28 protein-coding genes are annotated in these 25,662 nt (G+C 64.1%); 17 read left to right on the top strand and 11 right to left on the bottom strand.

What is annotated here, in order from left to right; all coding sequences use genetic code 11:
- Window positions 1-183: 183 nt before the first annotated feature.
- From AC3A4T_RS10355 to AC3A4T_RS10365, 3 genes are all read right to left on the bottom strand, one after another.
- On the bottom strand, window positions 184-564 hold the full coding sequence (locus AC3A4T_RS10355) for a VOC family protein (RefSeq protein WP_487675316.1): 381 nt from the start codon (window positions 562-564) through the stop codon (window positions 184-186).
- 105 nt (window positions 565-669) lie between these two features.
- Window positions 670-1,083 carry a PIN-like domain-containing protein gene (locus AC3A4T_RS10360; protein WP_487675317.1) on the bottom strand — a complete coding sequence of 138 codons (414 nt, stop codon included), beginning with the start codon at window positions 1,081-1,083 and terminating at the stop codon, window positions 670-672.
- Window positions 1,080-1,787 carry a DUF433 domain-containing protein gene (locus AC3A4T_RS10365; RefSeq protein ID WP_487675318.1) on the bottom strand — a complete coding sequence of 236 codons (708 nt, stop codon included), beginning with the start codon at window positions 1,785-1,787 and terminating at the stop codon, window positions 1,080-1,082. The genes AC3A4T_RS10360 and AC3A4T_RS10365 overlap by 4 nt, the downstream gene beginning before the upstream one ends.
- Window positions 1,788-2,453: 666 nt before the next feature.
- Between AC3A4T_RS10365 and AC3A4T_RS10370 the strand changes: the two genes are divergently transcribed.
- From AC3A4T_RS10370 to AC3A4T_RS10380, 3 genes are all read left to right on the top strand, one after another.
- The gene (locus AC3A4T_RS10370) at window positions 2,454-2,696 is read left to right on the top strand and encodes a helix-turn-helix domain-containing protein (RefSeq protein WP_487675319.1); all 243 of its coding nucleotides are present in this window, start codon (window positions 2,454-2,456) and stop codon (window positions 2,694-2,696) included.
- 165 nt (window positions 2,697-2,861) lie between these two features.
- Window positions 2,862-3,152 (top strand): hypothetical protein, encoded by a 291-nt coding sequence (locus AC3A4T_RS10375; protein ID WP_487675320.1) that lies wholly within the window; start codon window positions 2,862-2,864, stop codon window positions 3,150-3,152.
- Between the two features lie 736 nt (window positions 3,153-3,888).
- Window positions 3,889-4,575 carry a hypothetical protein gene (locus AC3A4T_RS10380; RefSeq protein WP_487675321.1) on the top strand — a complete coding sequence of 229 codons (687 nt, stop codon included), beginning with the start codon at window positions 3,889-3,891 and terminating at the stop codon, window positions 4,573-4,575.
- A 187-nt stretch (window positions 4,576-4,762) separates the two neighbouring features.
- Here the strand turns inward: AC3A4T_RS10380 and AC3A4T_RS10385 are convergent, their stop codons facing one another.
- Window positions 4,763-5,284: a hypothetical protein gene (locus AC3A4T_RS10385; RefSeq protein ID WP_487675322.1), complete on the bottom strand. Its 522-nt coding sequence runs from the start codon at window positions 5,282-5,284 to the stop codon at window positions 4,763-4,765.
- A gap of 234 nt (window positions 5,285-5,518) precedes the next feature.
- Complete coding sequence (locus tag AC3A4T_RS10390) at window positions 5,519-6,088, bottom strand: hypothetical protein (protein WP_487675323.1); 570 nt, start codon at window positions 6,086-6,088, stop codon at window positions 5,519-5,521.
- 75 nt (window positions 6,089-6,163) lie between these two features.
- Between AC3A4T_RS10390 and AC3A4T_RS10395 the strand changes: the two genes are divergently transcribed.
- Window positions 6,164-7,258 carry an XVIPCD domain-containing protein gene (locus AC3A4T_RS10395; protein WP_487675324.1) on the top strand — a complete coding sequence of 365 codons (1,095 nt, stop codon included), beginning with the start codon at window positions 6,164-6,166 and terminating at the stop codon, window positions 7,256-7,258.
- A gap of 67 nt (window positions 7,259-7,325) precedes the next feature.
- On the opposite strand, the gene AC3A4T_RS10400 is transcribed toward AC3A4T_RS10395, so the two are convergent.
- A complete protein-coding gene (locus AC3A4T_RS10400; RefSeq protein WP_487675325.1) occupies window positions 7,326-8,006 on the bottom strand; it encodes a hypothetical protein in 681 nt (226 codons plus the stop codon).
- 49 nt (window positions 8,007-8,055) lie between these two features.
- On the opposite strand from AC3A4T_RS10400, the gene AC3A4T_RS10405 reads away from it, so the two are divergent.
- The 5 genes from AC3A4T_RS10405 to AC3A4T_RS10425 all read left to right on the top strand — a co-directional run bounded on the left by AC3A4T_RS10405 (window position 8,056) and on the right by AC3A4T_RS10425 (window position 11,688).
- Window positions 8,056-8,784, top strand: coding sequence for an energy transducer TonB (locus tag AC3A4T_RS10405; protein ID WP_487675326.1), 729 nt, complete (start codon window positions 8,056-8,058; stop codon window positions 8,782-8,784).
- A gap of 96 nt (window positions 8,785-8,880) precedes the next feature.
- The gene (locus tag AC3A4T_RS10410) at window positions 8,881-9,354 is read left to right on the top strand and encodes a hypothetical protein (protein WP_487675327.1); all 474 of its coding nucleotides are present in this window, start codon (window positions 8,881-8,883) and stop codon (window positions 9,352-9,354) included.
- A gap of 196 nt (window positions 9,355-9,550) precedes the next feature.
- Complete coding sequence (locus AC3A4T_RS10415) at window positions 9,551-9,688, top strand: hypothetical protein (RefSeq protein ID WP_157476005.1); 138 nt, start codon at window positions 9,551-9,553, stop codon at window positions 9,686-9,688.
- Window positions 9,689-9,768: 80 nt separating this feature from the next.
- Window positions 9,769-11,016 (top strand): YcaO-like family protein, encoded by a 1,248-nt coding sequence (locus AC3A4T_RS10420; protein ID WP_487675328.1) that lies wholly within the window; start codon window positions 9,769-9,771, stop codon window positions 11,014-11,016.
- 129 nt (window positions 11,017-11,145) lie between these two features.
- The gene (locus tag AC3A4T_RS10425) at window positions 11,146-11,688 is read left to right on the top strand and encodes a hypothetical protein (protein WP_487675329.1); all 543 of its coding nucleotides are present in this window, start codon (window positions 11,146-11,148) and stop codon (window positions 11,686-11,688) included.
- A 700-nt stretch (window positions 11,689-12,388) separates the two neighbouring features.
- Here AC3A4T_RS10425 and AC3A4T_RS10430 read toward each other — a convergent pair.
- Window positions 12,389-13,162, bottom strand: a complete 774-nt coding sequence (locus AC3A4T_RS10430; RefSeq protein WP_487675330.1) for a hypothetical protein — start codon at window positions 13,160-13,162, stop codon at window positions 12,389-12,391.
- A complete protein-coding gene (locus AC3A4T_RS10435; protein WP_487675331.1) occupies window positions 13,162-14,826 on the bottom strand; it encodes an alkaline phosphatase family protein in 1,665 nt (554 codons plus the stop codon). Before AC3A4T_RS10435 ends, AC3A4T_RS10430 begins: the two co-directional genes overlap by 1 nt.
- A gap of 304 nt (window positions 14,827-15,130) precedes the next feature.
- Between AC3A4T_RS10435 and AC3A4T_RS10440 the strand changes: the two genes are divergently transcribed.
- The 5 genes from AC3A4T_RS10440 to AC3A4T_RS10460 all read left to right on the top strand — a co-directional run bounded on the left by AC3A4T_RS10440 (window position 15,131) and on the right by AC3A4T_RS10460 (window position 19,405).
- Window positions 15,131-15,706 (top strand): hypothetical protein, encoded by a 576-nt coding sequence (locus AC3A4T_RS10440; RefSeq protein WP_487675332.1) that lies wholly within the window; start codon window positions 15,131-15,133, stop codon window positions 15,704-15,706.
- Between the two features lie 230 nt (window positions 15,707-15,936).
- Window positions 15,937-17,253, top strand: coding sequence for an XVIPCD domain-containing protein (locus AC3A4T_RS10445; RefSeq protein ID WP_487675333.1), 1,317 nt, complete (start codon window positions 15,937-15,939; stop codon window positions 17,251-17,253).
- A 318-nt stretch (window positions 17,254-17,571) separates the two neighbouring features.
- Entirely contained in the window at window positions 17,572-18,396 is an 825-nt protein-coding gene (locus tag AC3A4T_RS10450) for an ATP-grasp domain-containing protein (protein ID WP_487675334.1), read from the top strand.
- A complete protein-coding gene (locus AC3A4T_RS10455) occupies window positions 18,393-18,902 on the top strand; it encodes a hypothetical protein (RefSeq protein ID WP_487675335.1) in 510 nt (169 codons plus the stop codon). The genes AC3A4T_RS10450 and AC3A4T_RS10455 overlap by 4 nt, the downstream gene beginning before the upstream one ends.
- Entirely contained in the window at window positions 18,899-19,405 is a 507-nt protein-coding gene (locus AC3A4T_RS10460) for a hypothetical protein (protein WP_487675336.1), read from the top strand. Before AC3A4T_RS10455 ends, AC3A4T_RS10460 begins: the two co-directional genes overlap by 4 nt.
- Window positions 19,406-19,416: 11 nt before the next feature.
- On the opposite strand, the gene fabR is transcribed toward AC3A4T_RS10460, so the two are convergent.
- Window positions 19,417-20,055, bottom strand: coding sequence for an HTH-type transcriptional repressor FabR (fabR, locus tag AC3A4T_RS10465; RefSeq protein ID WP_487675592.1), 639 nt, complete (start codon window positions 20,053-20,055; stop codon window positions 19,417-19,419).
- A 113-nt stretch (window positions 20,056-20,168) separates the two neighbouring features.
- Here fabR and AC3A4T_RS10470 point away from each other — a divergent pair, with 113 nt between their 5' ends.
- Both AC3A4T_RS10470 and AC3A4T_RS10475 read left to right on the top strand, forming a co-directional pair.
- A complete protein-coding gene (locus AC3A4T_RS10470; protein WP_487675337.1) occupies window positions 20,169-21,290 on the top strand; it encodes a ferredoxin reductase in 1,122 nt (373 codons plus the stop codon).
- A 7-nt stretch (window positions 21,291-21,297) separates the two neighbouring features.
- Window positions 21,298-22,443 (top strand): fatty acid desaturase family protein, encoded by a 1,146-nt coding sequence (locus AC3A4T_RS10475; protein ID WP_487675338.1) that lies wholly within the window; start codon window positions 21,298-21,300, stop codon window positions 22,441-22,443.
- Between the two features lie 266 nt (window positions 22,444-22,709).
- Here the strand turns inward: AC3A4T_RS10475 and AC3A4T_RS10480 are convergent, their stop codons facing one another.
- On the bottom strand, window positions 22,710-23,414 hold the full coding sequence (locus tag AC3A4T_RS10480) for a glutathione S-transferase family protein (protein WP_487675339.1): 705 nt from the start codon (window positions 23,412-23,414) through the stop codon (window positions 22,710-22,712).
- Between the two features lie 126 nt (window positions 23,415-23,540).
- On the opposite strand from AC3A4T_RS10480, the gene AC3A4T_RS10485 reads away from it, so the two are divergent.
- The gene (locus tag AC3A4T_RS10485; RefSeq protein WP_487675340.1) at window positions 23,541-24,470 is read left to right on the top strand and encodes a LysR substrate-binding domain-containing protein; all 930 of its coding nucleotides are present in this window, start codon (window positions 23,541-23,543) and stop codon (window positions 24,468-24,470) included.
- A gap of 36 nt (window positions 24,471-24,506) precedes the next feature.
- Here AC3A4T_RS10485 and AC3A4T_RS10490 read toward each other — a convergent pair whose 3' ends face one another.
- Window positions 24,507-25,556, bottom strand: coding sequence for a pyridoxal-phosphate dependent enzyme (locus AC3A4T_RS10490; RefSeq protein ID WP_487675341.1), 1,050 nt, complete (start codon window positions 25,554-25,556; stop codon window positions 24,507-24,509).
- Window positions 25,557-25,662: the final 106 nt, after the last annotated feature.

The following is a 25,662-nucleotide window of genomic DNA, read 5'->3' on the forward strand; positions in this document are numbered from 1 at the left end:
GCCCACATCGCTCCTCGCGGCCGTTTCGTTTCTGCCTGCCCCACAACCCGTTCCCCCAACCCCGCATCACCCGCAAACCAAACCCGCCGCCAGCTTCGTATCCCCTGTAGGAGCGGCGTAAGCCGCGACCGCGCCACTTCAACCATCAACGCACCCCGCCCAACCCCCGCGCCCCACCGCCCCTCACCCCAACGGCAAGTTATGCCCGATCCGCCACAACACCCCGCTCGGATCGACCAGCGTGAAATCGCGAAGCATCCACGGCCGATCCTCCGGCGCCCCGATCTCCACCCCGAACGTCTGCGCGATCTTCTGCTCGTCCAGATGCCGCCACCAATGGTCCGCGTTCTCCACCAGCAGATGCATCTGGAAATTACGCGCGTGCTCGGGGACGTAGAAGTTCTGCAGCAGGAAACTGCAATGGCCGTGGTGGACGTAGGCGAGGGTGTCGTCGGACCAGGGGATGGTGAAGCCTAAGGCTTCGTAGAAGCGCTTTGATAGATCGAAGTCGCGTGCTGGAAGAAAGGCTTTTACTTCGGATGTTTTTAGATTGAGAGTTGGCATCGTTGCATCACGAATTAACGTGAATTTTCATATAAAGGTGTTGGCCATAATTATTTATTATTGTTATCTTTTTAGTGGTCCGGGTTGGATCTTAAATTCCCCGTTTTAGCGAGCTATGCGTACTTGCTCGAACTTCCCCTTTCCTTGCTTTTTCCAGGGAACGCGAAAAACAGCAGGTGGACGAATGGATTCAGCTTGTTCGAAGATGCGAGGCAACCATTCCACTAATCTTGCTGCTTTGTTGTAAAAGGGTTGCTCGGACCATCCTTTATTTAGCACGAACACAACTAACCCCGAGCCTGCGATTGCATCGCGTTCTATTTGTCTGCGATGGTGGTGATCCTGTGTGATATGCAATTGCACTCCGGCTACTGCAACAGCTTTGAACAAATCAATATCGTTCGTACCGCGAGGGACTAGGTCACTGACGTGAAGAACCTCGTGCTCATCTGACTGAGCAAGGCAATGGAGGGCCTTGGCGAGAGAGGGGGGCAAATTCTCGTCAAGTTGTGCCTTCATGCGACAGTCGCCTTATTCTCGAATTCTAAGGCTCTCCGTACTGCAGCTAAAGGGATTTCGTACATCCTGGCTACCCGCTTTTCATCTCCCATTTCCGCTTTAACGGCTTCAACAACCGCTGCTGTGGGTATGTCGAATTCAGAGAGGATTGGCTGGCCAAACTTACGAGCCGGATCAAAAACTATGGCGCGTGACCTCTTCAAGGGAAACCAGCGAGTCGCTTCGCCTTGCATATCCAGCTCCACTCCTTCACGAAGTGAGGGGCCGATGACTTTTTGTATTACGTTCTGCTGTTTCTCTACGTCTACGAGCGATTCCTCACCTGTTTCTTCGATTACCTCCATGAATATCCGTTTGCCGTCGGTTTTGAATTTTTTACAAGTGAAGGGGTAGGGAGTGGAAAGACGCTCTTTTGCAACTGATAGTGTTCGCCGAATTACGTGTAAGGGGACGCCTTCGTTCCGAAACGTATGTACAAATCTAAGCTCGATCAAATCTTTAAAGCCAAGGCCTTCAATATCGGATTCAATAAGTTGGCTATCCCATAGAGGGAGCGAGAATGTCTGTCTTCCATTTGGACCTTTATGCGTATAGCCCAGCATCCATCGTCTAAGCTCTCGGGGTTCTGCTCCGATAAAGCGCGCCGCATCGGCATATGAATAGATGCCGATACCGAGGGGGCTTCGATGAGAAGAACTGGTCATCTGGGTAGTCTATCTCTTGGAGAAGAGCGTTGTAGCGCGAATCGATGAATATTACGATAGGTCTTCGCAATCGTTGCGACTTCAAGACCCTACGACGGCCATATGATATCGCTTCAGGAGGGGAAATTGAGTTGACATCCTGAAGCGATTTCACCTCAACGATAGTTAATTTAATTTCGTTATGGCTTGACGTCCATCGATAGTTTCGCGTGTCAGTCACACGCCGTTAGTGTTTGTTCTGACCGCCAATTTCCATCTCACAGCACCCTGCGTCGCGTCATGTTGGTGGAGGTTTTGTGGGGGGAAGCGGTCTGGCGCGTTGCAGGTTATTTCTTTATTACAACCAGGGCATCTATAGATTCCAGAGACGGGTACATCATCGCCCGGACCGTAAGTGCTTTTCCACCAGATGCGATTGCCGTCAGATTTAACTAGCTTCGAATTGTCAACGTACCAAGCCATCTCCTTCCCCTGTTCATCGTTAGGTGGGCGCTGATAACAATCTATTGTGTCTAGCGCAGTGAGTAAAAACGGATGAATCATTGAAAATAGGACATCTGCATATAGCGCGCCTAATCAAGGCGGAGTCACTAGTAGTTGAGTCACGACTGCGGAGCATGCATAGCCCAAAATGGGTTATCTGGGTCGGGGCTTTAGGCTTTCCAGGTGCCTACTGTCCTCAACAAGCCCGAATACCTGTGTTTGCGACAGCTGTTGGTCGAGGCCCGTGAACGCGCTGGTCTGACTCAGACCCAGGTAGCCGAAAAGCTGCACCGAGCACAATCGTTCGTCTCCAAGTACGAGCTAGGCGAGCGCCGGCTCGATGTCATCGACTTCATGCACGTGTGCGCCTGCCTAGGCGTCGATCCGGGCGATGTCATCCGGCAGGTCGCTAAGTCCCGCAAGTAACCATCTGCATGCTCGCGCTGCACCTTTGTTGTGGATCGCGAGTCTTTCTTCGCATTGCATATCCCAAAATGGGTTGAAATTACCCCAAAACGGGATATAAAGGCGTTGGTGATCTCTGGATCGGTCATCACGAATAGCCGCAGCAATGTTCGGAAGGAGTCGCGCATGCCCGTTCCCGCAACACAAGCGCCTTTTGCCAACTCAACTCAGCGTCGCGAGGTCGTCTTAGGCGAAGCTAATTTGGCGATCGCCCGAGATTGGGCTGACTCCCTTGGCGTTCCATTGGCCTACCTCTACGCGGACAACGCCGATCTGGCCGAGGTGATCCTCGCCTTCGGCTTGTTGCCCGAATCCGAGCAGCGCCGCCTCGCGATGGAGCTGAAGGCGCGCGTCAGCCCACCGGCCACGCGTACCCGCCCAGCCCGCAAGGCGCGGGCGACGCCGCGCACGCGCTGAGCCGGGTCTGACCGAGTCGTCGCCGGAGTGAAGCTGCCGACGCCAGCACGGTGAAGAACGACTCCCGATGTTGAGCGGGCTTCGTCCGACCCGACATGTACCATCGATATGTATTTTTTCCATTCCGTAGTCCGAAAAAGGTTCATCGAAAGCCCGGCGATTGATTCCGGAGTCCAAAAAAACTCCATACGAATCGCAAATTGCTGCTTCGGAATCCGAAATGGCTGCACGTGAGCAGCAGATCGGGACTCGCGAGAGCGAAAGAGTCATTCACGAGTCCGAAATCGGGACTGCGGAGTCCGAAAAAGCTTTACGCGAGTCCCGAATCGGGACTCCGGAGTACGAAAACGTCCTTCGCGAGCAGCAGATTTGGATTGCGAAGTCCCAAAGCGCTTCACGCGAACACCGAATCGGCATTCGGGAATGCAAAATTCGCTTTAGCGAATGCCTCGCCGGCGCTACGGAATCCGAAATAGCTTCATGCGACTACCTCGCCGGCCTTCCTCAATGCCTGTCGCGGCTTCGCAAGCGCATTGCCCATGCTTGGCAGTGCAGCCCGGGTTCTGCGATGCAGCCTTGCGGTGCAACTGAACTCGGCCAGGAGCGTCGCGCGCAGCCCGTTGGTACACAGTGGGTGCAAGTACCAGGCAAAAGCGCTGACGCTGAGAGGCCGAGAGTGCGTGACGCCGAAGCCACCGGCCGCGTAAGGTTGTCCACGCGTAACAGGAGAAAACGCATGATCGGTCTACAGGGACGTTCGCCGCGAACCAAGCCGGTCGGGCGCTGGAGAGGGCTTCGACGTGTCAGCGCGCTCGCCGCGCTCTGTCTGTGGGGCAGCGCCGGTAGTGCGGTGGGAGGTTCTGTATCGGATGAGGGGGCGCCTGCAAAAGCGCCGTCGGTCGTCACCGAGCCGGTGGGGCAATCGGTGGCCTGCCCATCCGCCGACTTCAAGGAATTCTTGAAGGCATTCGCCAACCGTGGCGCGGTGCAGTCGGCCTATTCGCTATGGCCGTACAAGGCCAAGTTTCCCTATTACTGGGAACACAACACTCAGCCGGGCGATCCAAAATTCCCGCGTTGGCACGTCGAGGAGCGCGGCGACGTACCAAGCGTCAAGTATCGCTACGACGCCGCGCGCGACGTGTATGTGTACGACACCGAAGTTCTGACGGCATCCGAGCGCTGGACGAAGCCACGCGATACCCGGCGCAAGCGTCCGCCTCCGCCGCTCGCGGGGTTCAAGATCAAGCGTGTGTCCGCGACCCGATACGACGTCGTGATCGACGGTGGCGTGACCGACAGCTTTGAGAAGAAATCCGACTGCTGGTACTTCGCGCAGCATTGGGAGTCCGAGCCCCTGGCGCTTTGCAAATGGCCGCACGAGTGCCGCAAGTTGCGCGAACACGAAGGCCCGTCCAACTGACGTTGTCCGGTTTGTGGTGAGTGGGCGAAAACCAGGTTGCGGATCTGGTGGAGGCGCAGCTTCCTGACGAGGCAAGCGCCAGAGAAAGCTACAGTCGCGCGCCGTACGTGATGACGATACGTTGCCGCCCTGTTCCGATCCTTCGGTGCGTCAACGTCGCCACTTCATCGTGGCGGCGGCTGCACGGCTACTGCTGCTTGTAGATTTCAATCACCCGAAGGCATTCCTGTCCGCCGTAATCGCCGGTCAGGTCGATACGCACCTCAACGCTATCGAACCGATAGTCCACGTGTCCGGTGACGATGTCGCTGCCGGCCGTGGCGAGCATGCGCTTGGCGCCGATCCAATCGGCCGCGCGCGCGACGGGCAGACAAGGCGTTGCCGCGAGGTCTATTCGCACATCGCGGGCACCGGGGTTGGTCACGGTTTGGACAATGACCGCGCCGTCATCGAGCGAAACAGGAGCTTTGCTGTTGACGAACGGGGACAGTGGCGTGCCTGAAGCAACGCCGTAGCGTGCTTGCAGTGCGGAAGTCACTTGGTCGACACCGGCGGCGCCGAGTTGTGCAGGTAATCGAATCAGGCGCTGAGTATCGAGCGCATCGTGTGCGGATTTAGTTTGATAGGTGCTGCAGCTCACCAAAAATACAGCCAACACGGAAATGCGAAACACAGAGTTGCGCATTGGGTGCCGTGGCCTGCTTTTCATGATCGATCCATCGATAACTGGCGCTAGTATAAGACGCGCGATTGCAGGTAAATGCCGCGAGGATGGAGTCATGGATGAGAGAGGTGAACACTCGCGCTATCAGCGAGATACCGATTGCCTTCGAGTTAATGCCCGGTTCGGCGCTGTGAGCGGGCGGCGGGGAGCCACAACGATGTGGCGTGCAGCGCGATCGGCAGACATCGGCCGTGATGATGCGGAGGTTCTATCGCTTGTTTACCGACGAGGCAATGCCTGTTGCGGGAGGCGTTTGTAGATGGCGATGGAACGCACGCAAGCCGGGCCTGGGCGCTGCGCATCCATTTCAATGTCGATCTGCGCGCTTTGGAAGAAATAGCTCGAATGGCTGGTGGTTATGTCATCGCCATCAACCTCGTAGCCCTTCTTCGCGTCGATCATTGCCGCAATGCGATGGGCATCCACGCAAGGACGCTCCGCGATCCCAAGAAACACATCCCTCGCTACTTCATCGCTGAGGTTGATGTTGGTAACTACCTGAGTGATGACCGTGCCGTCGGCCAGGGTAATGGGCGTCTGGGTATTGGTGCGCGGGGACAGTTCTACGTCCGAGCGTTGGCCGTAGCGTGCCTGCAGGGCGCGAACCACTTGATCGAGGCCTTGATGTCCGTTTTCGGCGGGCAATCGCACCACCTGTTCTATCGACAGGCTGGACGCCGAAGGCGCCGTGCCGATCGATGGCGCGCTGGTGCAGCCGGCAACCACGGTCGCGAAGACAAGGCAGCCGAAGGTCAATCGGATTGAGGTGATGCATAGCTTGGTCGCCATGTTCCGGTCCTTGGGTGCCGACAGGTCAAACGCAGTATAGAAGCCAAGATCGTCGATGGATCAGTTGGGGGTTGTATGAACGATGAAGAACGCAAGCGATACGAGGAAAATACACAGTTGCTGACCCGCAATGCGGAGTTCCTCGATCTGCCTCGGGAATTTCAGTCGCTGGTTTTGAAGTCCTCGCATGCCAGTGCTGATTTCAAGGAGTTCTTTTCCAATGGCGGGCGGTTGGTGGCAGATCCTTCCGAGCCCTTGGCCGCCTATCGATCGGAACCGCATCGCGAAATTCGCGTCAACAAAAGCCACTACGAGTTTTCGAAGACCGATCAGGGGGCGCATCTCGTGGTGGGATTGTTTTCGCGCATGGCTCACGAGGTAGGTCACGACAAGGATCGTCATGCGGTTTTTCCCGAGAACGCAAGCGCCGACGACTACGTTCAATTCCGCAGCGAAAAGGAGGCTCGGGCGATCTTCAACGCATTTCCCATCTTTGCCGATCTGAGTAAAAGCGAGCCGTCGTTCAGACCCAGGTGGAGCGATCTTGGTTACAGCACGATGGGCCTGGACTGGCCACAGTTATACGACGGCTGGAAGAATGGAAGCCTGGACGATGCGTCGGTGATCGAGGCGATGGCAAAGGTCGTCGTCGATCAACCGTACACGCGTGCCGATGGCCTGGGGGATCAAAATCAGGATGGTCGCTTGACCCAGCGCGATCTGTACCTTCGCGATTACCAACGCCTGCTGCGTCATCCGGATTCGTCTTCCGTACCGGTCGAATCGTCTGGCCGCGCACTCGTCCGGGAATTACGCGACCAATTGCCCGCTGCATTCGCGCAGCACGGACCGGTGCCGCCTGCGACCGATCTGGATCGCATCGCGGCCTGTCTGGCCGTCGAGTGCCGGCAGCGCGGGATCGAGCGTCCCGATCACGTCGTCGTCGGTCGGCCCGCACCCGATGGATCGGGGCGTCATGTGTTCGCCGTCGAGGGCGAATTGAACGACCCCGCGCATCGCCGCGCGGGCGTTGCCGGACAGGCAGCGGCGCAGACGCCGTTGGAAGAGTCGTTGCCTACGCTGGCGGCGTTGCAGTCTCAGCCGTCGCCAGCCGCGGCTCCGGTCGAGCAGGCTCAACAGACGCAGAAGGGGATTGGACCTCGCGTTTGAATCGTCAAATGTGGGTCGCATCCGACGATGGCGTTCGCTGGCTGATCGGTGGCGCGTACGTGGATCGTCAGCTCGACGATGCCTGATCGCAGAAGTTCGCTTTGACCACTTCCTTCCCCGCCCGCAACGCATCCATCACCTCATCCCAGCACCTGAACTCTTCTCTCAGCACCGGCTTCAACTGCTCGGGCAGCGGGTAACCATCCAGGTCGTCGTCGTACCCCCAGTCGTCCCACGCGGCCGCGCGGGTGTCGAAGGTGTAAGGCGCGTTGATGGTGGCCGCGTTGAAGAAGTGGTCGTCCCAGATCAGCAGCGGCGCGGTCGCGGTGCCGTCGATGTACAGCTCGCCGTGGTTGGTGTGGCCGAGCACGGTGTCGGTGACGTCGGCGTCGCCGCGGATGCGGATGAACGCGCCGCCGGCGATCAGGCTGCGCGCGCGCAGGTGCTCGCGTACCAGCAGCATTGGGCCGGCCCATTGGCTGATGATCGCGCCGCCGACGTGCAGGCTGCCTTCGATGGCGACGCCGTCGATGGCTTCGCCGGGCGGGCAGCCGGCGACGTCGCGCCAGTCGTGCCGCGGCGGGTGGGCGTTGCCGTCGGGGCGGTCCCATTCCAGTTGCAGGTCGCCGTCGACGCTGAGGTCGCCGGGGACGACCAGGATGCGCCGGTCGGCCGGCATGTAATCGGGGACGCGGTAGGCGTCGGCGAGGTCGGCCAGGGCGACGATGCGGGGCGATGGCGGACTCATGGGTTCCTTGGACGAACGGTCCTGTTCGGGCTTGCGATCTTAGCGGCGCATGCGCATATTCGTGACCTACATCACGCTGGTCTTGGGGGCTGATATGGATGCGGCAGGCGAAGGCGGGGGGCTGCGGGCGAGCGCGTCGCCGCGGCGTGGCGAACGGCCTAATGTGCTGCGGGTGTCGGCTATCGCCGGGGCGTTGGCCTTGCATGCGTGGTTGCTGCTGGCGGTGACGTTGCCGGTCAATCCGTTCGAGCGATCGGCGTACGTGCCGGCCGGCGATTCGATCGTTGTTCCAATCCCGTATCCGCATCCGATTTCGGACGGCTGGACGATTGGCTGCGACCTGGGTGGCGATCATCCCTCTCCTGATCGGCTGACGATCGACAAACACGTGCGCGTGTCGATCGATCCTGCGCCGACGTTGCCGCTGACGGTGCCGAGCCTGCTGGACACGTTGCGGCTGCCGCCAGCGCATTACCGCGCGAGTGTCGATCTGCCGCTGCAGGCCGTCGCTTCGCCCGCACCGGCGTACCCGCGTAAAGCGTTGCATGCCGGGCTCAGCGGCTCGGTCGAGATCGAGGTGGTCGTCGGTGTCGACGGCGTGCCGCTGTCGGCGAGGATCGCGCGCAGTAGTGGCCATCGCGCGCTCGACGAGGCGGCCTTGGCCGCGGTGTTGAGCGGTTGGCGTTTCCAGCCGCGGGTGCGCGACGGCGAGGCGGTGGAAGCGGTTGCGCGGGTGCCGATCGAGTTTGTTTTGCCAGAGCGCGTCGCGCGCGGTTGAACCATCGGGCATGATGCCGCGTCGGCGAGGGAGCGCGGATCTGCGTTCGCGTCGCCGAGCAACGATTGGAAACCTTGAACACTCCAGGAGGGATGTGTGATTACACGTAATTTGTCGTCGGCGCTGTTGCTTTGTTCGCTCGTCTCCGCGTCTGCGTTCGCGCAGGACGCGCCCGAACCGTCCACATCGCCGCCGGCCGCCGCGTCGGCACAGGCGACCGTGCCCAAGCTGCACATCGTCTGGGACTGCGGCGAGTGCGAGCACAACGACAAGGTGCCGCCGCTGATCGAGCAGGCCTACGCCGAAGAAGCGCAGGAGCACTCGGCCACCGTGTCCGAGACCGAAGTCGCCGAAGTCACGATCACCGATATCCGCCAGCGTCCGCCCGGCGTGCGGGTGATGTTCGGGGTCATGGCAGGGCGCGACCGTCTCGCGCTGCGCATCCGTTATCGCGATCGCGACCATGAGGTCAAGGACACCTCGTCCAACATCATTCAGGGCCTCAACAGCCTGTCGGCCTCGGTCGGCCGCAAGGCGTACGCGGCGCTGTCGGCGAAGCCCGCGCCGTAACGCCCCCGGCGTGTCGGAGCCCGCGAATCTGTGGTTGCAGTCGCACAACCGCATCGCCCGGTGCCGGGCGACGATTGACGCGCCGGCCACGGCGGGCGTATTGCTGACCGGCAGGCCGCCGCGGGCGCGTATCACAGCCGCCTTGCGCCGGCGCTGCAGGGACTTATCGCACGCATCGACACTTACGAGGGACTGTATGAAGAAGTTGATCGGAACGACCATCGTCAAGAATGCCATCACCCTGGCCATCGCCGCGCAGCAGCAGGTCAGCCAGAACCAGGCGCCGGCGCCGACGCCGGAAGAGAAGGCGATCCTCGATCTGCTCGCCAAGTAAGCGGCGGGGTACGACCGAAGCGGCACGGCTCCGCCCGGGCCGCTTCGTTTTTGCGAGGCCATCAGGCAAGGAGCGCGGGCATGATTCCGTTGGAACGCGAGCGGTCGCTGGCCGATGCGCAGCGGGCGATCGACGCTTTTCTCGCGCGCCAAGGGTGGCGCGCTCAGATCGACAGCACCGACACGGGTCTGCAAGGCGCGGTGTGCATGCTGCACGACGCCGACGGCGAGGCCATCGGCAGCGGCTTCGGCAAGGGCGAGCGCGACGCGGCGCGGGTCGGCGCGCTGTACGAAGCGGTCGAACACGTCTATGCGAATACCTCGGCGCCGCAGGAACGCGCCGAGTTGCGCGCGGCCTCAATGCTGTTCGCCGATCCGCGTTACGTCGCGTTGCCGTTTTTCGCCGAGTTGCGACGGCAGGCAACGCGGCAGCTGACTTGCCTGCGCTATCGCCCGTTCTTCGGCGACGGCGACGATTTCGCGGTGCCGGCGTTCCTGTGCCGACCGAATGCGCTGGCGGATCTGTTGCCCGGCGACGACTTCGATTACAGCAGCGTGATCCGCTACGGTTCCAACAGCGGCACGGCGATCGGCGCCAGCCTGGAAGAGGCCGCGGTGCACGCGATCGGCGAATTGATCGAGCGCGATTCGTGGTCGCTGTTTCTGGTCGCGCATTACCTGGGCGAGTCTTCGCGCTTCGGTGCCTGGGTCGACCCGGCCTCACTGCCCGAATCGGTCGCGGCCGTGCACAGGGCCGCGAGCGCGCAGCTCGGCCGCGAGGTGCTGCTGATCGATACGACCAGCGACCTGGGCGTGCCGGCCTTCATCGCCACCACCGACCGCATTGTCGATGGCGAAGCGGTGTTTCCCACCGGTTACGGCGCGTCGCTGTACGCCGAGCACGCGGCGATCCGCGCCTTGACCGAACTGGTGCAGACCGTGGTGGTCGGGCAACGTCTGGCCAGCGTCGGCGATTACAGCCGGCAGGTGCTGCAGGCCCTGGCCGAGTATCCCAAGCTGCGCGCCTGTGCGTATTTCCAGGTGGATCGTGAGCGGATGCGGCATGCGGCGTGGTCGCATCCGCAGCGCGAACGCATGTCGCCGGCGGCGTTGCTGCGCGAGTTGATCGATACCTTGGCGGAGCGCGGCATCGAGCTGCATCACCTGATCCATCACCGCGAAGGCGACGCGTTCTGCGTGGTCAGCTGCGTGGCGTTGGAGCTCGAGCGTTTCCTGTTGGTCACCACCGGCATGGTGATGGCGCCGGGGCGGCGCGGGATGGCGTTGCTCGCGGGGGCGTTGGCGGGCCGGACGGCTGAGTTCGCCTGATCCCTGAGCACGGCTCGCAGGTGTTCGGCCTACCGGTCACCCCGCGCATGACTCTCGTGCGTTGGGTCTTGATGCCTGGAACGGGCCGGGTGCCCGGCGCGGGGCCCTGATCCGAGAGAGGACAGCTTCATGAAGACCATTACCCTGACGTCGATCGCGACGCTCGCTTTGCTGTCAGCAATTGGTTTCCAGTCCGCCAAAGCGCAGGCCGCCGGCATGGACGGCGAGCGTGGGCAACAGATGCAGCACGACGACCCGACACCGGCCGATCCGGGGCGAGTGCAGGCACTGGCAAGCGCCAGGTTTCCGGACACGTTTGGCGGCTTGTATATCGAGCACCGGCCGCGTTACCGGGTGGTCGTCAATTTCAGCCGCGACGCGAACACCAGCCTGCGCCAGTTGACCGCGGACCCGACCTTCGAAGCCGTCACCGTGGCGCATTCGCTGCGCGATCTGGACAGGATCGGCGAGACCGTCAAACAGGTATTGCGGACGAAGGGGCTGGACTGCACCGTGTCCACCGATCCGAAGCGACCGAGCCTTAAAGTCTGGTTGCGCGACCAGGACCTGACGCCGGCCCGGGCCGCGTTGAGCGAGGCGGGGTTGATGCAGCCGTTCGTGGCCGTGGTGGCTTATGAGCTTGTCGAGCTGACCGGCGGCGGGGAGCGTTGAGCGCGGTGATTCGTCTGCTTCCGCATGCGCCATTGGCGAGGCGTGCGGGCGGCTCAGGCACAGTGGAGCGTTCGATCAGTTGACGAGTGAGTGACCCACGGGTGGTGCGCGATATCGGTGGTTGAGCTGGAGCGTATCTAGACGAGCATCCAGCGAAGATTTTCTTCGGCCATGTGTCGTGATCGCGGCATTACGGCCATGTCGCGGCTGGCGTCGTTGTTGCAGTTTCGCGGTCGCGGCTTGCGCCGCTCCTACAGGTAGGCCATGCGGCTTTCGTTTGAAGTCAGATTTCATTTCCAGCGCTGCGAGGCTTGTAACTCGCGTTAGCAAAAGTACACCCGAAGGGCGGCGCACATGGATGTGCGCCGTGCGCCACCGGGACAGGATGTCCCGTGTGGCGCATGCCCGCGTCTGCACAGATCTTGCGGGCCCTTGATTCAAGAAAAGCGTTTTTCTTTGGTTACCTTTTGACCGAAGGGAATCCAGGCGGACTTTTGTCGCTTTTGACAAAAGAAAGTGACCCGCCGCTTTAGTGGCGGAAGCTTTTGATCCCGCTTTAGGCATCAAATCTCTTGGGGGGCTTCCAAGCCGAACCCGGATTGAAAGCGTCCGCCGCCAAAGTAGCAGATACCTTTCTTTGCCTACGGAAAATAAGAAGCCGGTCTAAAAAGACGAACGCACTCGCACCAACGCGAACCCATCAATGCGCGTGCGCTTCACCGCGATGCTTCAAATAACTCGCCGCAAACGGATCGAGTTCCATATCGCCCAGGTCCGCATAATCCGTCTCGCGATAATCCGAAGTTGCGGTAAACGCACCATCGCCACCGACGCGTTCGAGCTTGAGCAAACGCAGCTCATAGGCCCCGGCCTCGCCAGACGAAGCCTTACCCTTGCCGGCGCGATAGTACGCAGGCAACCCATCGGCCTCGATCCACTCCAGCGCAATCGCCTGCCCCTCGGCGCTCTCACCGCGATAACGCAACGCAACCGCACCGAACGCCTTGACCTCACCACGACGCTGCAACCGAGCACGCAACTCCGGATTGATCGGACTGGCCAACTGCTCCCACTGCGGCATCTCGCCGATTGTGCGCAGATCGCCAGGCGCCCACGACACACTGCGCTGCTCCTTCGCGAACAACTCCAGGCGCGCGATGCCATCGGGCGTCCTGCGCCAGACCTCAACCGGCTCGCCCTGCATGCGATATTCGATGCGATCGGCGGAGCGCACCAGGACGAGGCTGCGTTCGCCATGCGCATCACGAACCTGATATTCGGCGACCAAGACCGGCATCGCTGCCGCATTCGTGACGACAGCGGCTTCGCCACGGTGGTCGGTGCCGGTGCCGGCAACCGCGCCGACAACCGCCACCTCAGACCGCGCCGCATCGCCGGCCCACAACGGACCGGCGAACGCGAGCGAAACGGCGACGCACAACGTCGCCGTACCCAGAACAACCCAACTGTGCATTACAGCGAAGCCGACTGCTTCGCCATGCCCGCGCGCAGGTCTTCTTCCATCAGCGGCGCATTGATCGCCGAGCGGCCGCGGCCGTTGCCGCACTGGCCCAGCAAGGTGCACAGGAAGATGCTGGTGTTGCGCTGCGACTGCGCCATCACGTGGAAGATCGTGTTCTGCTCGACCACGCCCTGGAACGCATGCGCGCCGGGGCCGCGGGCGTAGATGGCGACGTCTTCGGCGGCGTGGGTTTCATCGCCGAGCGGCACGGTGGCTTCCTGCAGGTAATTCGGGTGCGCGGTGTCGATCGCGGTCAGGTCCGGGCGCGCGTTCGGGCCGCGGTAGCCGGGGCCGTTGACGTAGCCCAGGGTGGTGTAGGGCTTGCCGTTCTTGTCGAGCGCGAGCTGGCCGTTGGTGACGACCTTGCCAAGGATGTCGTTGCCGCGGTCGGGATAGCCGGCGACGGTGAAGGTGTGGCTGTGGTCGGCAGTGACGATGATCAGGGTGTCGCGCTCGGAGGTTTTCTCCATCGCCTTGCGCACCGCGTCCGACAGCGCGATGGTGTCGGTCAGCGCGCGGCTGGCGTTGCCGGCGTGGTGGGCGTGATCGACGCGGCCGCCTTCGACCATCAGGAAGTAGCCCTTGCGGCTGCTGTTTTCCAGCACGTCGATGGCTTTCGCGGTCATCTCGGCGAGGCTGGGTTCCTTGCCGGCGTCGGCGCCGCGGTCTTGTTCGTATTCCATGTGCGAGCGTTCGAACAGGCCGAGCAGGTGGCGGGTGCGGCGCGGGTCGATCGCATCGAACTGGGCCTTGTTCCACACGTACGACGAGCCCGGGCGCGCGGCCCATTCGGTCGGCAGGTTGCGGCCGTCCTTGCGGCGGCCGGCGGCGCCGGCGTCTTCCGGGTCGCTCACGGTGGCCGGCAGGAAGTAGCTGCGGCCGCCGCCGAGTGCGACTTCCAGGCCGTCGCCGTAGGGGAATTCGATCAACTGGCGGGCGATGTCCTTGCAACCGTTGGCCTTGGCTTCGGCGGTCAGTTCGGCGTCGCTTTCCCAGTCGCGGTTCGGCGTGTGCGAGTAGGTCGCGGCCGGGGTGGCGTGGGTGATGCGCGCGGTGCTGACGATGCCGGTGGCCAGGCCGAGCGCTTCGGACAGTTCCAGCATGCTGACCACGCCCTGGCCGCGCGCGGAGGCGCAATCGCCGTACTTGGCTTTCTGGGTGACGCTGAGCACGCCCTGGTTGGTCTTGATGCCGGTGACCATCGCGGTCATGGTCGGCGCCGAGTCCGGGGTCTGGCCGTCGACCGAGTAGGTCTTGGACAGGCTCACGTACGGCAGGCGTTCGAACGACAGCGAATTCTCTTCGCCGCTGCCGCCCTTGAGCTGGCCTTCGCGGATGCGCGCGGCGGCGACGGTGGAAATGCCCATGCCGTCGCCGACGAACAGGATGACGTTCTTGGCCTTGCCCGGGCTGGGGCGCAGGTTGGCGCCGTCGCGCGCGGTCTGCGCGCCTTCCTCGAACCAGCGCTGCGCGCTCTCGGCGCGCGGCGGGGCCTTGCGCGCGGCTTGTTTGGGCGCGGCGAAGGCGTCGGTGGACAGCAGGGGCAGGGCGACGAGCGCGGTGAGGACGGCCGCGCCTAGGACGGTGGCGGCGAAAGAATGCGGAATCTGGCGCATGCGGGGCTCGGGTAAATCAGGGGAGGCTGCACTGTGCCGAACCTGCATTGCATGCAAATGACGCGCTGGCCCGGAGCGGCCGGAAAGCGGGCCCGGGTCGCGTTTGCGGGTGTTCGCCGATGATCGGAGCGGCTGTTCAGCTAGCACGTCACCGGCGCTTTCGCCGGAATGGGTACGCTGTCGCTATTATCTGCAGGTTCCGGCAGGAACACTGGCGCATTGCCAGACACGGCTTGGAAGCCCCGCGCCGCTGACGGCACGACGGGACGACACAGCAGTCCATGGATTCGAATCGGGAGGTTGCGTGAAACTTGTTCACAGTCTGAGTGCGTTGGCGTTGTGCGCCGTCATGGCCGCATGCAATTCCGGTAATGCGGCGTCCGAAGCCGCCGCGGCCACGTCCGCGCCCGCGCCGGCCGAGGCCGCGCCTGCACCCGCGCCCGACGCGAATGCGCAAGCCGCCGCGATGCCTGCCGCCGCGCCGAGCGCCGCGCCTGCGGCCGCGGATTCGGCGACGATCGTCAAGAACACCGAAGCGGCCGTCAGCAAGGGCATGGCCTATGCCGATTTCCGCAAAGCGGTGTTGGCGCAGGGTTGGCAGCCGCTGGTCGATGCGCAGTGCCGCGCGAACGTGATCGGCGGCAATTACGAAAAGGTGTGCGCGAGGAATCCGGCGCGTTGCCAGATATGCGATGACGTGCCCGAGTTGAACGCCTGCAGCGGCGACGCTCACTGCCTGATGCAGTTCACTCATGCCGGTGTCGAGGGCGCGCTGAAGGTAACAGGCTACGGCGAGATCAAGGATTGGAACGTGTCGGGCAAGGATTCGGGCCTGCAGGTGTCGGGTTGGGAAGTCGGCAAGGTTGAGGCGGCCGACTGAACAGGCCGATAAGGCGTCGTTCTCGTTTGAGCGTCGTCGTGACCGCGGTTTGGACGAAATGAAACACGGCGACGATCGTTGCGGTCGTCGTACCACGGATGGGGCGGCTATCTGGCCCCGATGCACTACCGGCTGCGATCCTGGTGGAACGCAGCCGGCGGCGGCCGGGAGGCTCGGGAAGAATCCTCCGCGGCGCGTCGTTCACTCAATGACAGGAAAGGGAGATTCTCATGAGCCACAATCCGCTGCTTGAACTGATGTACCGCGGTGAATCCGGCGCGGCCGGTTACAACGCGTACAACCGCGGCACTTACATCGGCGCGGACGGCAAGGAGCACATCCGCGGCCCCAATGGTCCGATCGATTTTTCGCAGTTGACCGTCGGCCAGCTGATGGACCGCCAGGCATTGCCCAACGGCAACCCCGATCGCGTTTTCGCGGTCGGCAAGTACCAGATCATTCCCGACACCATGAGCGACTCGATCAGCGCACTGGGTATCGATCGCAATGCCCGCTTCACGCCGGAGTTGCAGGACAAGTTGTTCTCCGAATACCTGATCGTCGACAAGCGCCCCGAAGTCGCCGCCTACATCACCGGCAAGCCCGGCGCGACCCTGGCCGAGGCGCAGCACGGCCTGTCCAAGGAATGGGCGAGCTTCGGCGATCCCAACAAGAACGGCGCCAGCCATTACGGCGGCGCGAACCACGCCAGCATCACCCTGCAGCAGTCGGCCGACGCGCTCAACCAGATGCGCACCGAGTACAAGGCCAACATCGACAAGGGCATGAAGCCGGACGACGCGTGGAAGGCGACCATCAGCGACGATCCGAACCGCACCTTGCCCGCGTCGATCACCAGCCCGGGTTCGTCGCAGCGCGCGCCGCGCGATGCGATGGCCGACGGCGTGCTCAAGCTCGACGAGCGCGGCCCGGCGGTGACCTCGTTGCAGGAGCAGTTGAACAAGGCCGGTTTCCGCGATGCGCAGGGCAACGAGCTCAAGCCCGACGGCCACTACGGCAAGCACACCAAGGAAGCGGTCGAAGCGTTCCAGCGCGCCAATAATCTGGAAGTCGACGGCAAGGCCGGTCCCAAGACCCTGGAAGCGCTGAAGAACGCGCAGCCGGCCGGGCCGCAGACCGAGAAGCCGGCCGAGAAGCCCGGCGAGGTGCAACTGTCCAATCCGGCGCATCCCGACCACGCGATGTACAAGCAGGCCGTCGCCGGTCTGGAGAAGCTCGGACCGCAGGCCGGGTTCAAGGACCACGCCGCGCTCGAGCGCGCGGCCGGAACGATGACCTACGAAGCGCGGGTCAGCGGCATGACCAAGATCGACCACGTCGTGCCCAACGCCAGCGGCACCGGTCTGTTCGCGGTGCAGGGCGAACTGCGCGATCCGGCCAGCCAGCGCGTGGTGGTGGACAAGGCGCAGGCCAGCAGCCAGAGCATCGAGCAGTCGACCCAGCAGCTCAAGCAGGACGCGCCGACGCAGAACCAGACGCAGGAACCGGCGCCGGAACGTCAGCAGCCCAAGACGATGATGGCCTGAGCCCATCGCGATCGCGGTCCGCCCCATGCGTGGGGCGGACCGTTGTGGCTTCGTCCGCGCCGTACAGCGCGTCCTCTACAAGGACCGCCGCGCGAATTCACGACAAGTCGCGTAACCGTCCGTCGCCACGCGGTGCATCCGCGGGGGCTGTTTTCGTATCGCGTCTTCGCCGACTTCCATCTGATCGCGCGTTCGCTCGCCATGCAGCGCATCGAGGCGAAAATTCCGGCGCCGTTGCGAATGCGCGCGGTTAGCCGCGACCGTGGTCCCGCGGCTCGTAAGGCCCGGCATATCGCCGTTTTTCGAAAGGATCCGTTCATGCATGTGGCCATGCTCGAAGACATGCTCGCCGTGGTCAGCACCCGCATCGGCGTGGCGGTCTACGACTTCGATTTCGAGCTGTATTTCCGTTGCCGCCATCCGATCTTCTTCGACGACGGCACGCCGTGCGTGTTGCGGGTCGGCGCGGTCGAGGATTATCAAGCGCAGTACCTGGAACTGCGCGACTGGGGTTTGCGGCCGGTCAACACGCCCGAACAGCACGAACGCGCCAGCGAATTGGCGGTGTGGTATCCGCTGCTGATCGACATGACCCCGCGTACGCGGATATTCGAGTCGCTGCCCGACGCGGCGCGGATCGAACGCGAATTCGATTGGCCGATCTTCCTCAAGGGTTCGCGCCAGACCAGCAAGCACAACGCCAAGCTGTCGGTGATCGGCGATCGCGAACACTACGCATGGGCCAGCGAACAGTACCGTCGCGATCCGGTCCTGCATTGGCAGCAGCCGGTGGTGCGCGAGTTCGTTCCGTTGCAGTCGGTGGCCGGCGGCATCGCCGGCAAGGTGCCGGCGTCGATGGAGTTCCGCAGTTTCTGGTGGCAGGGTGCGTGCGTGGGCTGGGGCCGCTATTGGTATCAGGCGCAGCAGTACGCCTGCGACGATATCGACGACGGCTTGGCGCTGGCCGCCGAAGCGGCGCGCAGGCTGCAGGTACCGTTTCTGGTGATCGATATCGCCAAGACCGTTGACGGGCGCTGGATCGTAATCGAGTGCAACGACGCACAGGAATCCGGTTATGCCGCGGCCGCGCCGCGCGCGATCTGGTCGACGATCATCGAGTCCGTCCGTGCGGGAGCGGCGTGATCCATCGCCCGTGCATCGCGCTGGGATGCATCGCCGCGGCTTGCCTGAGCGGTTGCGGCGCATTCGATTCGCGGGTGGAGTGGGCGTACGGGCCTTACGAGGTGCTGTGGATCGACGAGCCGGCCGATGCGCATCTGGCCTATCGCATGACGACGACCGCCAGCACGCCGGTCGTGAGTGCTTGCGTGTCCGCCGTCGAGCGTTTCGTGATCTTGCCCAAGCGAAGCTACCAACCGATCGCCGATACGGCTTCGATTGTCATCGGGCCGTTGTCTGCCGCACAGTACGCGCAGGTGTCGTCGCGGCTGGCATTTCCGATGCCGACGCCGGTGAGGGTGCCGAATATCTGCAATGGTGCGTCGCGGTTATACGGCGGCCCCTGGCGAATCGATCCCGACCCGCACGGTTTTGAACAACCGATTTCCAACCAACTGAGTTCAAACGACGCGACCCGCGATCGCTTGAACTCATCCCATCCGACCCGAACCCGACCGAATTCGCCATGACCGACACCGCCCGCCCGCACCACATGAAAGCCAAATACATGCTGGCGAGCAGCGCGCTGCAGGACCCGGTCTGGTTCGTCAACACCTTCGCCGCCGACAGCGGCGAGGAAGCCTTGCGCAAGTATTGGCGTTTGCTCGGCGAGGACATGCCGGCCGAGGATCGGGTCGAGGGCGAAGGCCTGCAGGTCGATCGCGTCCGCCTGGGCGCCGAGGGCCCGAAGCTGCTCGTGCTGACCCTGCCGGCGCCGCGCAAGCGCAACGAGGCCTATTACCTGGCCGCTGCCTTGTTGCCGGGAAAGCTGCGGTTCTTCTGCCTGGAATCCTCGCTGTCGGCGGCCGATGGTTCGGCGACGACCGTGCTCGCCGAACTCGCGCCGGAGGGCCGCTACAACTGGGGGCCGGGCAGCGCCGCGGACGTCCGCGATTTCGTCGAGTCGCTGGGCGCGCTGCTGAGCGACGCCGATGCGCGGCCGTTGTCGTTCGTCGAGATGCAGTTGGCCTGAGCCGCGCCGCGTCAGCGGCTGGCGGTCTGAGCCAACGCGCGCGAGCCGGCCAGGATGATCCGGATCATCGTGCTCATTTCCTCGATCAGTTCCGGATCGCGCGCGCGCGGCATGTCCATCGCGCTGGCGCCCATCGCGAACACCAGGCGGGTGATGGAGCGCGCGACCACGGCCGGTTCGTACAGCGGCATCTGGTCCTGCGCGGCCAGCCGGATCAGGTCGACGCGCAGTTCTTCCTCGAAGAACGACAGTTCGCGGTCGACCGCGCGCTTGAACGCGTCCGAGCCAACCGTGCCTTCGCGCAACAACACGTGCAGCAGTTTGTCGTCGGCGCGTAACTGTTCCATGAAAGCCTCGAGCGAGCTGCGCACGATGCTGCGCCGGGTCGCGGCGCGATGGCGCGCCTCGCCGACGATCTTGCGCAGCGACTGCCCGGCCAGATCGATCAGCGCGACCGCGAGTTCGTCGGTGTCGCGGAACTGGCGGTAGAAGCTGTTGGGCGCGATGCCGGCTTCGCGCGCCACCTCGCGCAGGCTCAGGCTCGACACGCTGCGGTGCGGGCCGATCAGCTTGAGCGCGGCGGCGATCAGGTCTTCACGCGAGATCGTCGCCTTGCGGCCCGGGTGGATGTCGACGTCGATGTCGGTGATGCGTTGGCTCACGAGTGGCTGGCGCTAAGACGGGCAGCGCACATCATACTCCCGTCGCAGTATTAATATACGGTTGTGCACACATCTGTGCGGATACGTGTATAGTGCCCCCCATGAACGCTGCCCTTCATCCCGCCGGCCACCGTCCGCGCAGCCGCCTGCGACGCCTGATCGCGCCGCTGGTCGTTCCGCAAGTCTTTGATTTCTGGGCCTCGCGCCTGCATCCGACCTGGAGCTGGGAGCGTCCGCTCGCGCGCATCGTCGGCCGCAGCGAGGCTTCGGCCGATGCGGTGACCCTGTTGCTGGCGCCGAACCGCAACTGGGCCGGCCGCCGCCACGAGCCGGCCCGCGCCGGCCAGCACCTGATGATCGGCGCCCGTATCGACGGCGCGCTGGTGTCGCGCAGCTACAGCCTGTCCGACGCCGGGCGCGCCGACGGCCGCATCGCGATCACGGTCAAGGCGATCGAGGGCGGCAAGCTCAGCCGCCATCTGCACCGCGATGCGCGCGTCGGCGATGTGCTCGAACTCGGCCCGGCGTTCGGCGAGATGACCTTGCCCGCGCGCGTCGACGGCCGCTGGTTGTTCGTCGCCGCCGGCAGCGGCATCACCCCGTTGATGGCGATGACCCGGCAACTCGCCGCGCAGGGCATGCCGGCGCCGCTGACCTTGCTGTACTGGGCGCGTCGTTGCGAAGAACTGTGCTTCGTCGAGGAATTGCGCGCGCTCGCCGCGGCGCATCCGAATTTCCGCGTGTGTTTCCTGCTCACGCGGCAAGAGCCGCGCGCCGCCGACGAAGACGCCGGCCGCATCGACGCCTCGTTGCTGGATGCGCACGTCGACGATCTCGCCGCGCGTCAGGTCTATGCCTGCGGCCCCGGTGGTTTCGTCGCCAGTGCGCGCGGTCTGATCGAAGCACGCGCGCAGGCGTTCGCGGCCGAGGCGTTCACGCCGCCGCCGCGCGCGGTCGAAGACAGCGGCACGGTCGCGGTCACCCTCGCGCGCAGCGGCCGCACCCTGGAACTGGCGCGCGGCGAATCGCTGCTCACCGCGCTGGAAGCGCAGGGCCTGAAGTTGAATTCCGGCTGCCGCATGGGCCTGTGCAACACCTGCTCCTGCGGAAAATCCTCGGGCGCCACCCGTCATCTGCATACCGGCGACGTGCATGCCGAACCGGTGTCTTCGCTGCGTCTGTGCGTGAACAGCGCGACCAGCGACCTCGTCCTCGACCTGTGATCCGCTCATGACCGCATCCAAACGCAATCGCGCGCTGACCCCGACCGAACTCGACCGCTTCGGCGCCGAACTCGATGCGCTGCGCGCGCGCACCGTTGCCCAGATCGGCCGGGTCGATGCCGACTACATCCGCCGCGTGGTCGCGGTGGTGCGCTACACCGGTTTGCTCGGCCGCTTGCTGCTGATGGTCGGCGCGATCGGCGGCGCGTTCGTGTCGTGGCTGTTCTGGCCCGGCGTGATCCTCGGCACCGCGCTGCTGGCGCTGTCGAAGATCCTGGAGAACATGGAAGTCGGCCACAACGTCATGCACGGCCAGTACGACTGGATGCGCGATCCGCATCTGGACGGCAAGACCTACGAATGGGACATCGTCGCCACCGGCGACAACTGGCGCAAGACCCACAACTACATGCACCACACCTGGACCAACGTGCGCGGCATGGACGACGACATCGGCTACGGCCTGCTGCGTCTGTTCCCGGAACAGCGCTGGCGTCCGTTCTATCTGCTGCAGCCGTTCATCGCGGTGGTGTTCGCGCTGCTGTTCGAGTGGGGCGTGGCGATCCAGGAACTGCGCATCGGCCGCTGGCTCACCGGCAAGACCAAGCATCGCGCGATGTGGCGCAAGTTCGTGCCGGTCGGTCGCAAGATGGGCAAGCAGATGCTCAAGGACTACGTGCTGTTTCCCGCGTTGGCCGGCCCGTTCTTCCTGCCGGTGCTGCTCGGCAACGTCGTCGCCAACGTGATCCGCAACCTGTGGACCTACACGGTGATCTTCTGCGGCCACTTCACCGCCGACGCGGAAGTGTTCCCGAAGGAATCGGTGCGCAACGAATCGCGCGGGCATTGGTATCTGCGCCAGCTGCGCGGTTCGGCCAACCTCAGCGGCGGCAAGTGGATGGACCTGATGACCGGCAACCTCAGTCATCAGATCGAGCATCACTTTTATCCCGATCTGCCGGCGCGTCGTTATGCGGCGTTGGCGGTGGAGGTTCGCGAAATTTGCGGGCGTTATGGTCAGCATTACGACACCGGCTCGCTGCCGCGGCAGTTCGGCCAGGTGATGTGGCGGATCGTGCGTCATGCGTGGCCGAGCCGGCCGCGTGCGCGCCGGCCGCTGGTGCGGGCTGAGGCGGTTGAAGCGCAGGGTTGATGGGGTCTGGTTCCTGCGGCGAGAGCGGTAGCTTCAACAGCAACAGCAACAGCAACAGCTCAAATCCCCCGCGTCCGCTGCGCGGACGCCGCCCCCTTTTTCTAAAGGGGGCAACGGCAAAAGCTGCATCCCCTTGAGTGATCGCGTTTTTCGACGCGCACCGATCCACCCGTTGGATTCCCCCCTTTGAAAAAGGGGGGCTAGGGGGGATTTGCTCTTGCTCCGCCGCTCTAACATCGATCAAGGCGAATCCCAAGCGCCGCGCATCAAGCCGCCCGCTTGAACCCCAACGCCTCTTCCAACCCGATCTCACCCGCGAACCCACCCGCGCTGACCGCAGCCGTCTGCTGCTCGATCGCATGCGCGAAGATCACCGCCGGATCGGCTTCCAGCTTGTCGTACAGGCGTTGTAGATTCGGGTAGTCGCGGCGGTCGACCACGTCGTGGTACTTGGTCCAGCGCGCGATTCCGATGAAGTAGGCATCGGCCAGGGTGCGATGCTCGCCGAGCAGCCACGGCCGGTCGCCCAGCATGCGTTCGAGTTGCGCGTGCGCGCGCTCGACCTTGCCGCGGCCGTACGCGGTCAACGCGAGCTTCTCGTGCTCGTCGCTCTCGTGTTCGAGCAGATGCCACAGCGGCGCGAACGCATTGAAGAAGGTGGTGTTGAGGAAGGCGAGCATGCGGTTGAGTTCGTCGAACTCGTGCGTGCCCTGAGCGAAGGCGATGCCACTGGCGATGGCCTGCGCGCCGATGTGATTGAGGATCGCCAGGCTTTCGGCCAGCACGTCGCCGCGCGCGGTCAGCAGGGCCGGGGTTTCGCCGACCGGATTGATCGCGCGGTAGGCCGCGGTGTGGATCATCTGCGGCATGTCGACCCGCACCAGCCGGTAGGGCAGGCCGGACCATTCCAGCGCGACGATGGAGCCGAACGAGCAGCCGGACGGGACGCCGTAGTAGAGGATCGGGGACATCGGAATTCCTTGAGTGATGAGGGTTGGAAGCGGCGGGGCCGGGCGAGACGAAGCTCGCGTGCAGGTCCGCCGCCTGCGTGCCGATCACTGTAGGTATGTGGACTTGCTCCGGGTAGTCAGCAAAAAGTGGACGCAAAGTCTGCCTGTGTGTACTTTGCGGCGATGCTCAACCTCAACGATCTGGTCCTGTTCGCCGCCGCGGTCGAGCACGGCGGTTTCGCTGCGGCCTCGCGCCGGCTCGACGTGCCCAAGTCCACGCTGAGCAAACGCGTGGCCGCGCTCGAGGACGATCTGGGCGTGCGCCTGATCCATCGCACCTCGCGCAGCTTCACCCTCACCGACACCGGCCGCGATTTCTACGAACACGCGCGCGCCGCGCTGATCGAAACCGAAGCGGCCGAGAACAGCGTGCGCCGCCGTGTCGCCGAGCCCAGCGGCAAGGTCCGGATCAGCTGCGGCGTGCCGACCGCGCAGGACTATCTGGCCGAACATCTGCCGGTGCTGGCTCGTCGGTATCCGCGCATGCACGTGCAGGTCGATGTCAGCGATCGCCGGGTCGATCTGGTCCAGGAGGGCTACGACATCGCGGTGCGCAGCCATTTCGCGCCGTTGCCGGATTCGGGACTGATCCAGCGACAGGCCCTGGTCGAGGACATCGTGCTGGTGGCCGCGCCGGTGTACCTGGCCGAACACGGTCTGCCGAGCGGGCCGCTGGAACTGAGCGAGCACGATGCCTTGCTGACCGGTCAGGCCGGCGGCGAAGCCTGGCATCTGACCCGGACCGACGGCGCGCAGATCCAGATCGAGCCGCGCGCGCGCATGACCGCGAACGAAGGCCGGGTGTTGCGCGCAGGCGCCGTGGCCGGCCTGGGCATCACCGTGCTGCCCGAACGCATGTGCCGCGCCGAGCTGAGCAACGGCCAACTGCTGCGCGTGCTGCCCGATTGGACCGCCGGCCGCGTGACCACGACCTTGCTGGTGCCGCATCGGCGCGGCCAGTTGCCGAGCGTGCGCGTGACGGTGGAGTTTCTGCTCGACAGCCTCGCGCTTCCCTGAGCTACGTCGCGCGCGTTTCAACCGGCTTCGAATGTTTCAGCCGGCGTCGTCGATCGCGCCCTCGGTAACGATCAGCAGCACCGTGCTGGCCGAAACCAGTCCATGCAGTTCGCGCCGCGCGCTATCGTCGGCCGCATGCAGCAAACCGGCCACGCCGGCTGCGCCCGATGATGTGCTGCGCGGGCCGCTGCATTGCGACAGTTCGCGTGGCGCACGTCGCAAGGCCGGCTCATCGACACTCAGTGCCTGCGCGCGATGCCACAGCAACAAGGCCAGGGCCGAAGCGGAGGCGAGTCCGCACGACAGCATCCGCGCCGAGGTGTCCAGGTCGCCGTCGATCTGCACCGGCTTGCCTTGCGCCAACGCGCGCGCCACGCAGGGCGCGGCGTCGGGTTCGACCACGATCAACCGCTGCGGCGCCTGCGCCTGTGCATGCAGGCCATCGGCGAGCGCGGCGGCCAGCCCGCCGACCCCGGCCTGCACGAACAGATGGCTGACGCTGGTCGCCGCGCACGCGCGCAACTGCGGCGCGAGTTCGCGCGCGATCAGTCCGTAGCCGGCCATCACGTCGACCACCGCCGGATCGGTGGCGTCGTCGCTGGTGTCGGCGATCAACAAGCCATCGCCGCGCGCCGCTACCGCGCGCGCGGCGAGGACCGCGTCGTCGTAGCTGCCGTCCACCATCACCACCTCGCCGCCAAGCGCTTGGATGCGTGCCGCGCGCACCGCCCCGACCGCCGTGGGCAGGAACACCGTCGCGGCGACGCCTGCGTGTCGCGCCGCCGCGGCCACCGCCAAGCCGTGGTTGCCGTCGCTAGCGCAGACCAGACGCAGCGGCGAGGGCCATGCGCGGCAACGATGGCGAAGTTGATCGAGCGACTGCGCGCCGGTGATCCGCGTCAATCCGCGCAAGCCGGCGACCATGCCGCCGAGCGCCTTGAAATTGCCCAGCGGTCGTTCGTTCTCGGCCTTGGCCAGCACGCGCGCGACGCCTGCGCGACGCGCGAGCGCGGGCAGTTCGATCAATCGCGTCGGTCGGTAGTCCGGCCACAGCCGGGTCGGGTCGCTCAGCCAGTGTTCGCTCATGCCGCCAGTGTGGGCGGCGGCGCGCGCCGGTCGGCGGCGAAATCGGCGGCGTGGCGCGGGAATTCGGCGCGCTTGCGCTTGCAGTCGGCCCGCGTACTCGCGCGCG

The sequence above is a fragment of the Lysobacter sp. Soil_N_51 genome, from assembly GCF_057655755.1.

Coding starts and splice junctions, on each gene's coding strand:
- AC3A4T_RS10355 (WP_487675316.1), bottom strand. CDS start 564: ATGCCAACTCTCAATCTAAAAACATCCGAAGTAAAAGCCTTTCTTCCA.
- AC3A4T_RS10360 (WP_487675317.1), bottom strand. CDS start 1,083: ATGAAGGCACAACTTGACGAGAATTTGCCCCCCTCTCTCGCCAAGGCC.
- AC3A4T_RS10365 (WP_487675318.1), bottom strand. CDS start 1,787: ATGACCAGTTCTTCTCATCGAAGCCCCCTCGGTATCGGCATCTATTCA.
- AC3A4T_RS10375 (WP_487675320.1), top strand. CDS start 2,862: ATGCCCGTTCCCGCAACACAAGCGCCTTTTGCCAACTCAACTCAGCGT.
- AC3A4T_RS10380 (WP_487675321.1), top strand. CDS start 3,889: ATGATCGGTCTACAGGGACGTTCGCCGCGAACCAAGCCGGTCGGGCGC.
- AC3A4T_RS10385 (WP_487675322.1), bottom strand. CDS start 5,284: ATGAAAAGCAGGCCACGGCACCCAATGCGCAACTCTGTGTTTCGCATT.
- AC3A4T_RS10390 (WP_487675323.1), bottom strand. CDS start 6,088: ATGGCGACCAAGCTATGCATCACCTCAATCCGATTGACCTTCGGCTGC.
- AC3A4T_RS10395 (WP_487675324.1), top strand. CDS start 6,164: ATGAACGATGAAGAACGCAAGCGATACGAGGAAAATACACAGTTGCTG.
- AC3A4T_RS10400 (WP_487675325.1), bottom strand. CDS start 8,006: ATGAGTCCGCCATCGCCCCGCATCGTCGCCCTGGCCGACCTCGCCGAC.
- AC3A4T_RS10405 (WP_487675326.1), top strand. CDS start 8,056: ATGCGCATATTCGTGACCTACATCACGCTGGTCTTGGGGGCTGATATG.
- AC3A4T_RS10415 (WP_157476005.1), top strand. CDS start 9,551: ATGAAGAAGTTGATCGGAACGACCATCGTCAAGAATGCCATCACCCTG.
- AC3A4T_RS10420 (WP_487675328.1), top strand. CDS start 9,769: ATGATTCCGTTGGAACGCGAGCGGTCGCTGGCCGATGCGCAGCGGGCG.
- AC3A4T_RS10425 (WP_487675329.1), top strand. CDS start 11,146: ATGAAGACCATTACCCTGACGTCGATCGCGACGCTCGCTTTGCTGTCA.
- AC3A4T_RS10430 (WP_487675330.1), bottom strand. CDS start 13,162: ATGCACAGTTGGGTTGTTCTGGGTACGGCGACGTTGTGCGTCGCCGTT.
- AC3A4T_RS10435 (WP_487675331.1), bottom strand. CDS start 14,826: ATGCGCCAGATTCCGCATTCTTTCGCCGCCACCGTCCTAGGCGCGGCC.
- AC3A4T_RS10445 (WP_487675333.1), top strand. CDS start 15,937: ATGAGCCACAATCCGCTGCTTGAACTGATGTACCGCGGTGAATCCGGC.
- AC3A4T_RS10450 (WP_487675334.1), top strand. CDS start 17,572: ATGCATGTGGCCATGCTCGAAGACATGCTCGCCGTGGTCAGCACCCGC.
- AC3A4T_RS10460 (WP_487675336.1), top strand. CDS start 18,899: ATGACCGACACCGCCCGCCCGCACCACATGAAAGCCAAATACATGCTG.
- AC3A4T_RS10470 (WP_487675337.1), top strand. CDS start 20,169: ATGAACGCTGCCCTTCATCCCGCCGGCCACCGTCCGCGCAGCCGCCTG.
- AC3A4T_RS10475 (WP_487675338.1), top strand. CDS start 21,298: ATGACCGCATCCAAACGCAATCGCGCGCTGACCCCGACCGAACTCGAC.
- AC3A4T_RS10480 (WP_487675339.1), bottom strand. CDS start 23,414: ATGTCCCCGATCCTCTACTACGGCGTCCCGTCCGGCTGCTCGTTCGGC.
- AC3A4T_RS10490 (WP_487675341.1), bottom strand. CDS start 25,556: ATGAGCGAACACTGGCTGAGCGACCCGACCCGGCTGTGGCCGGACTAC.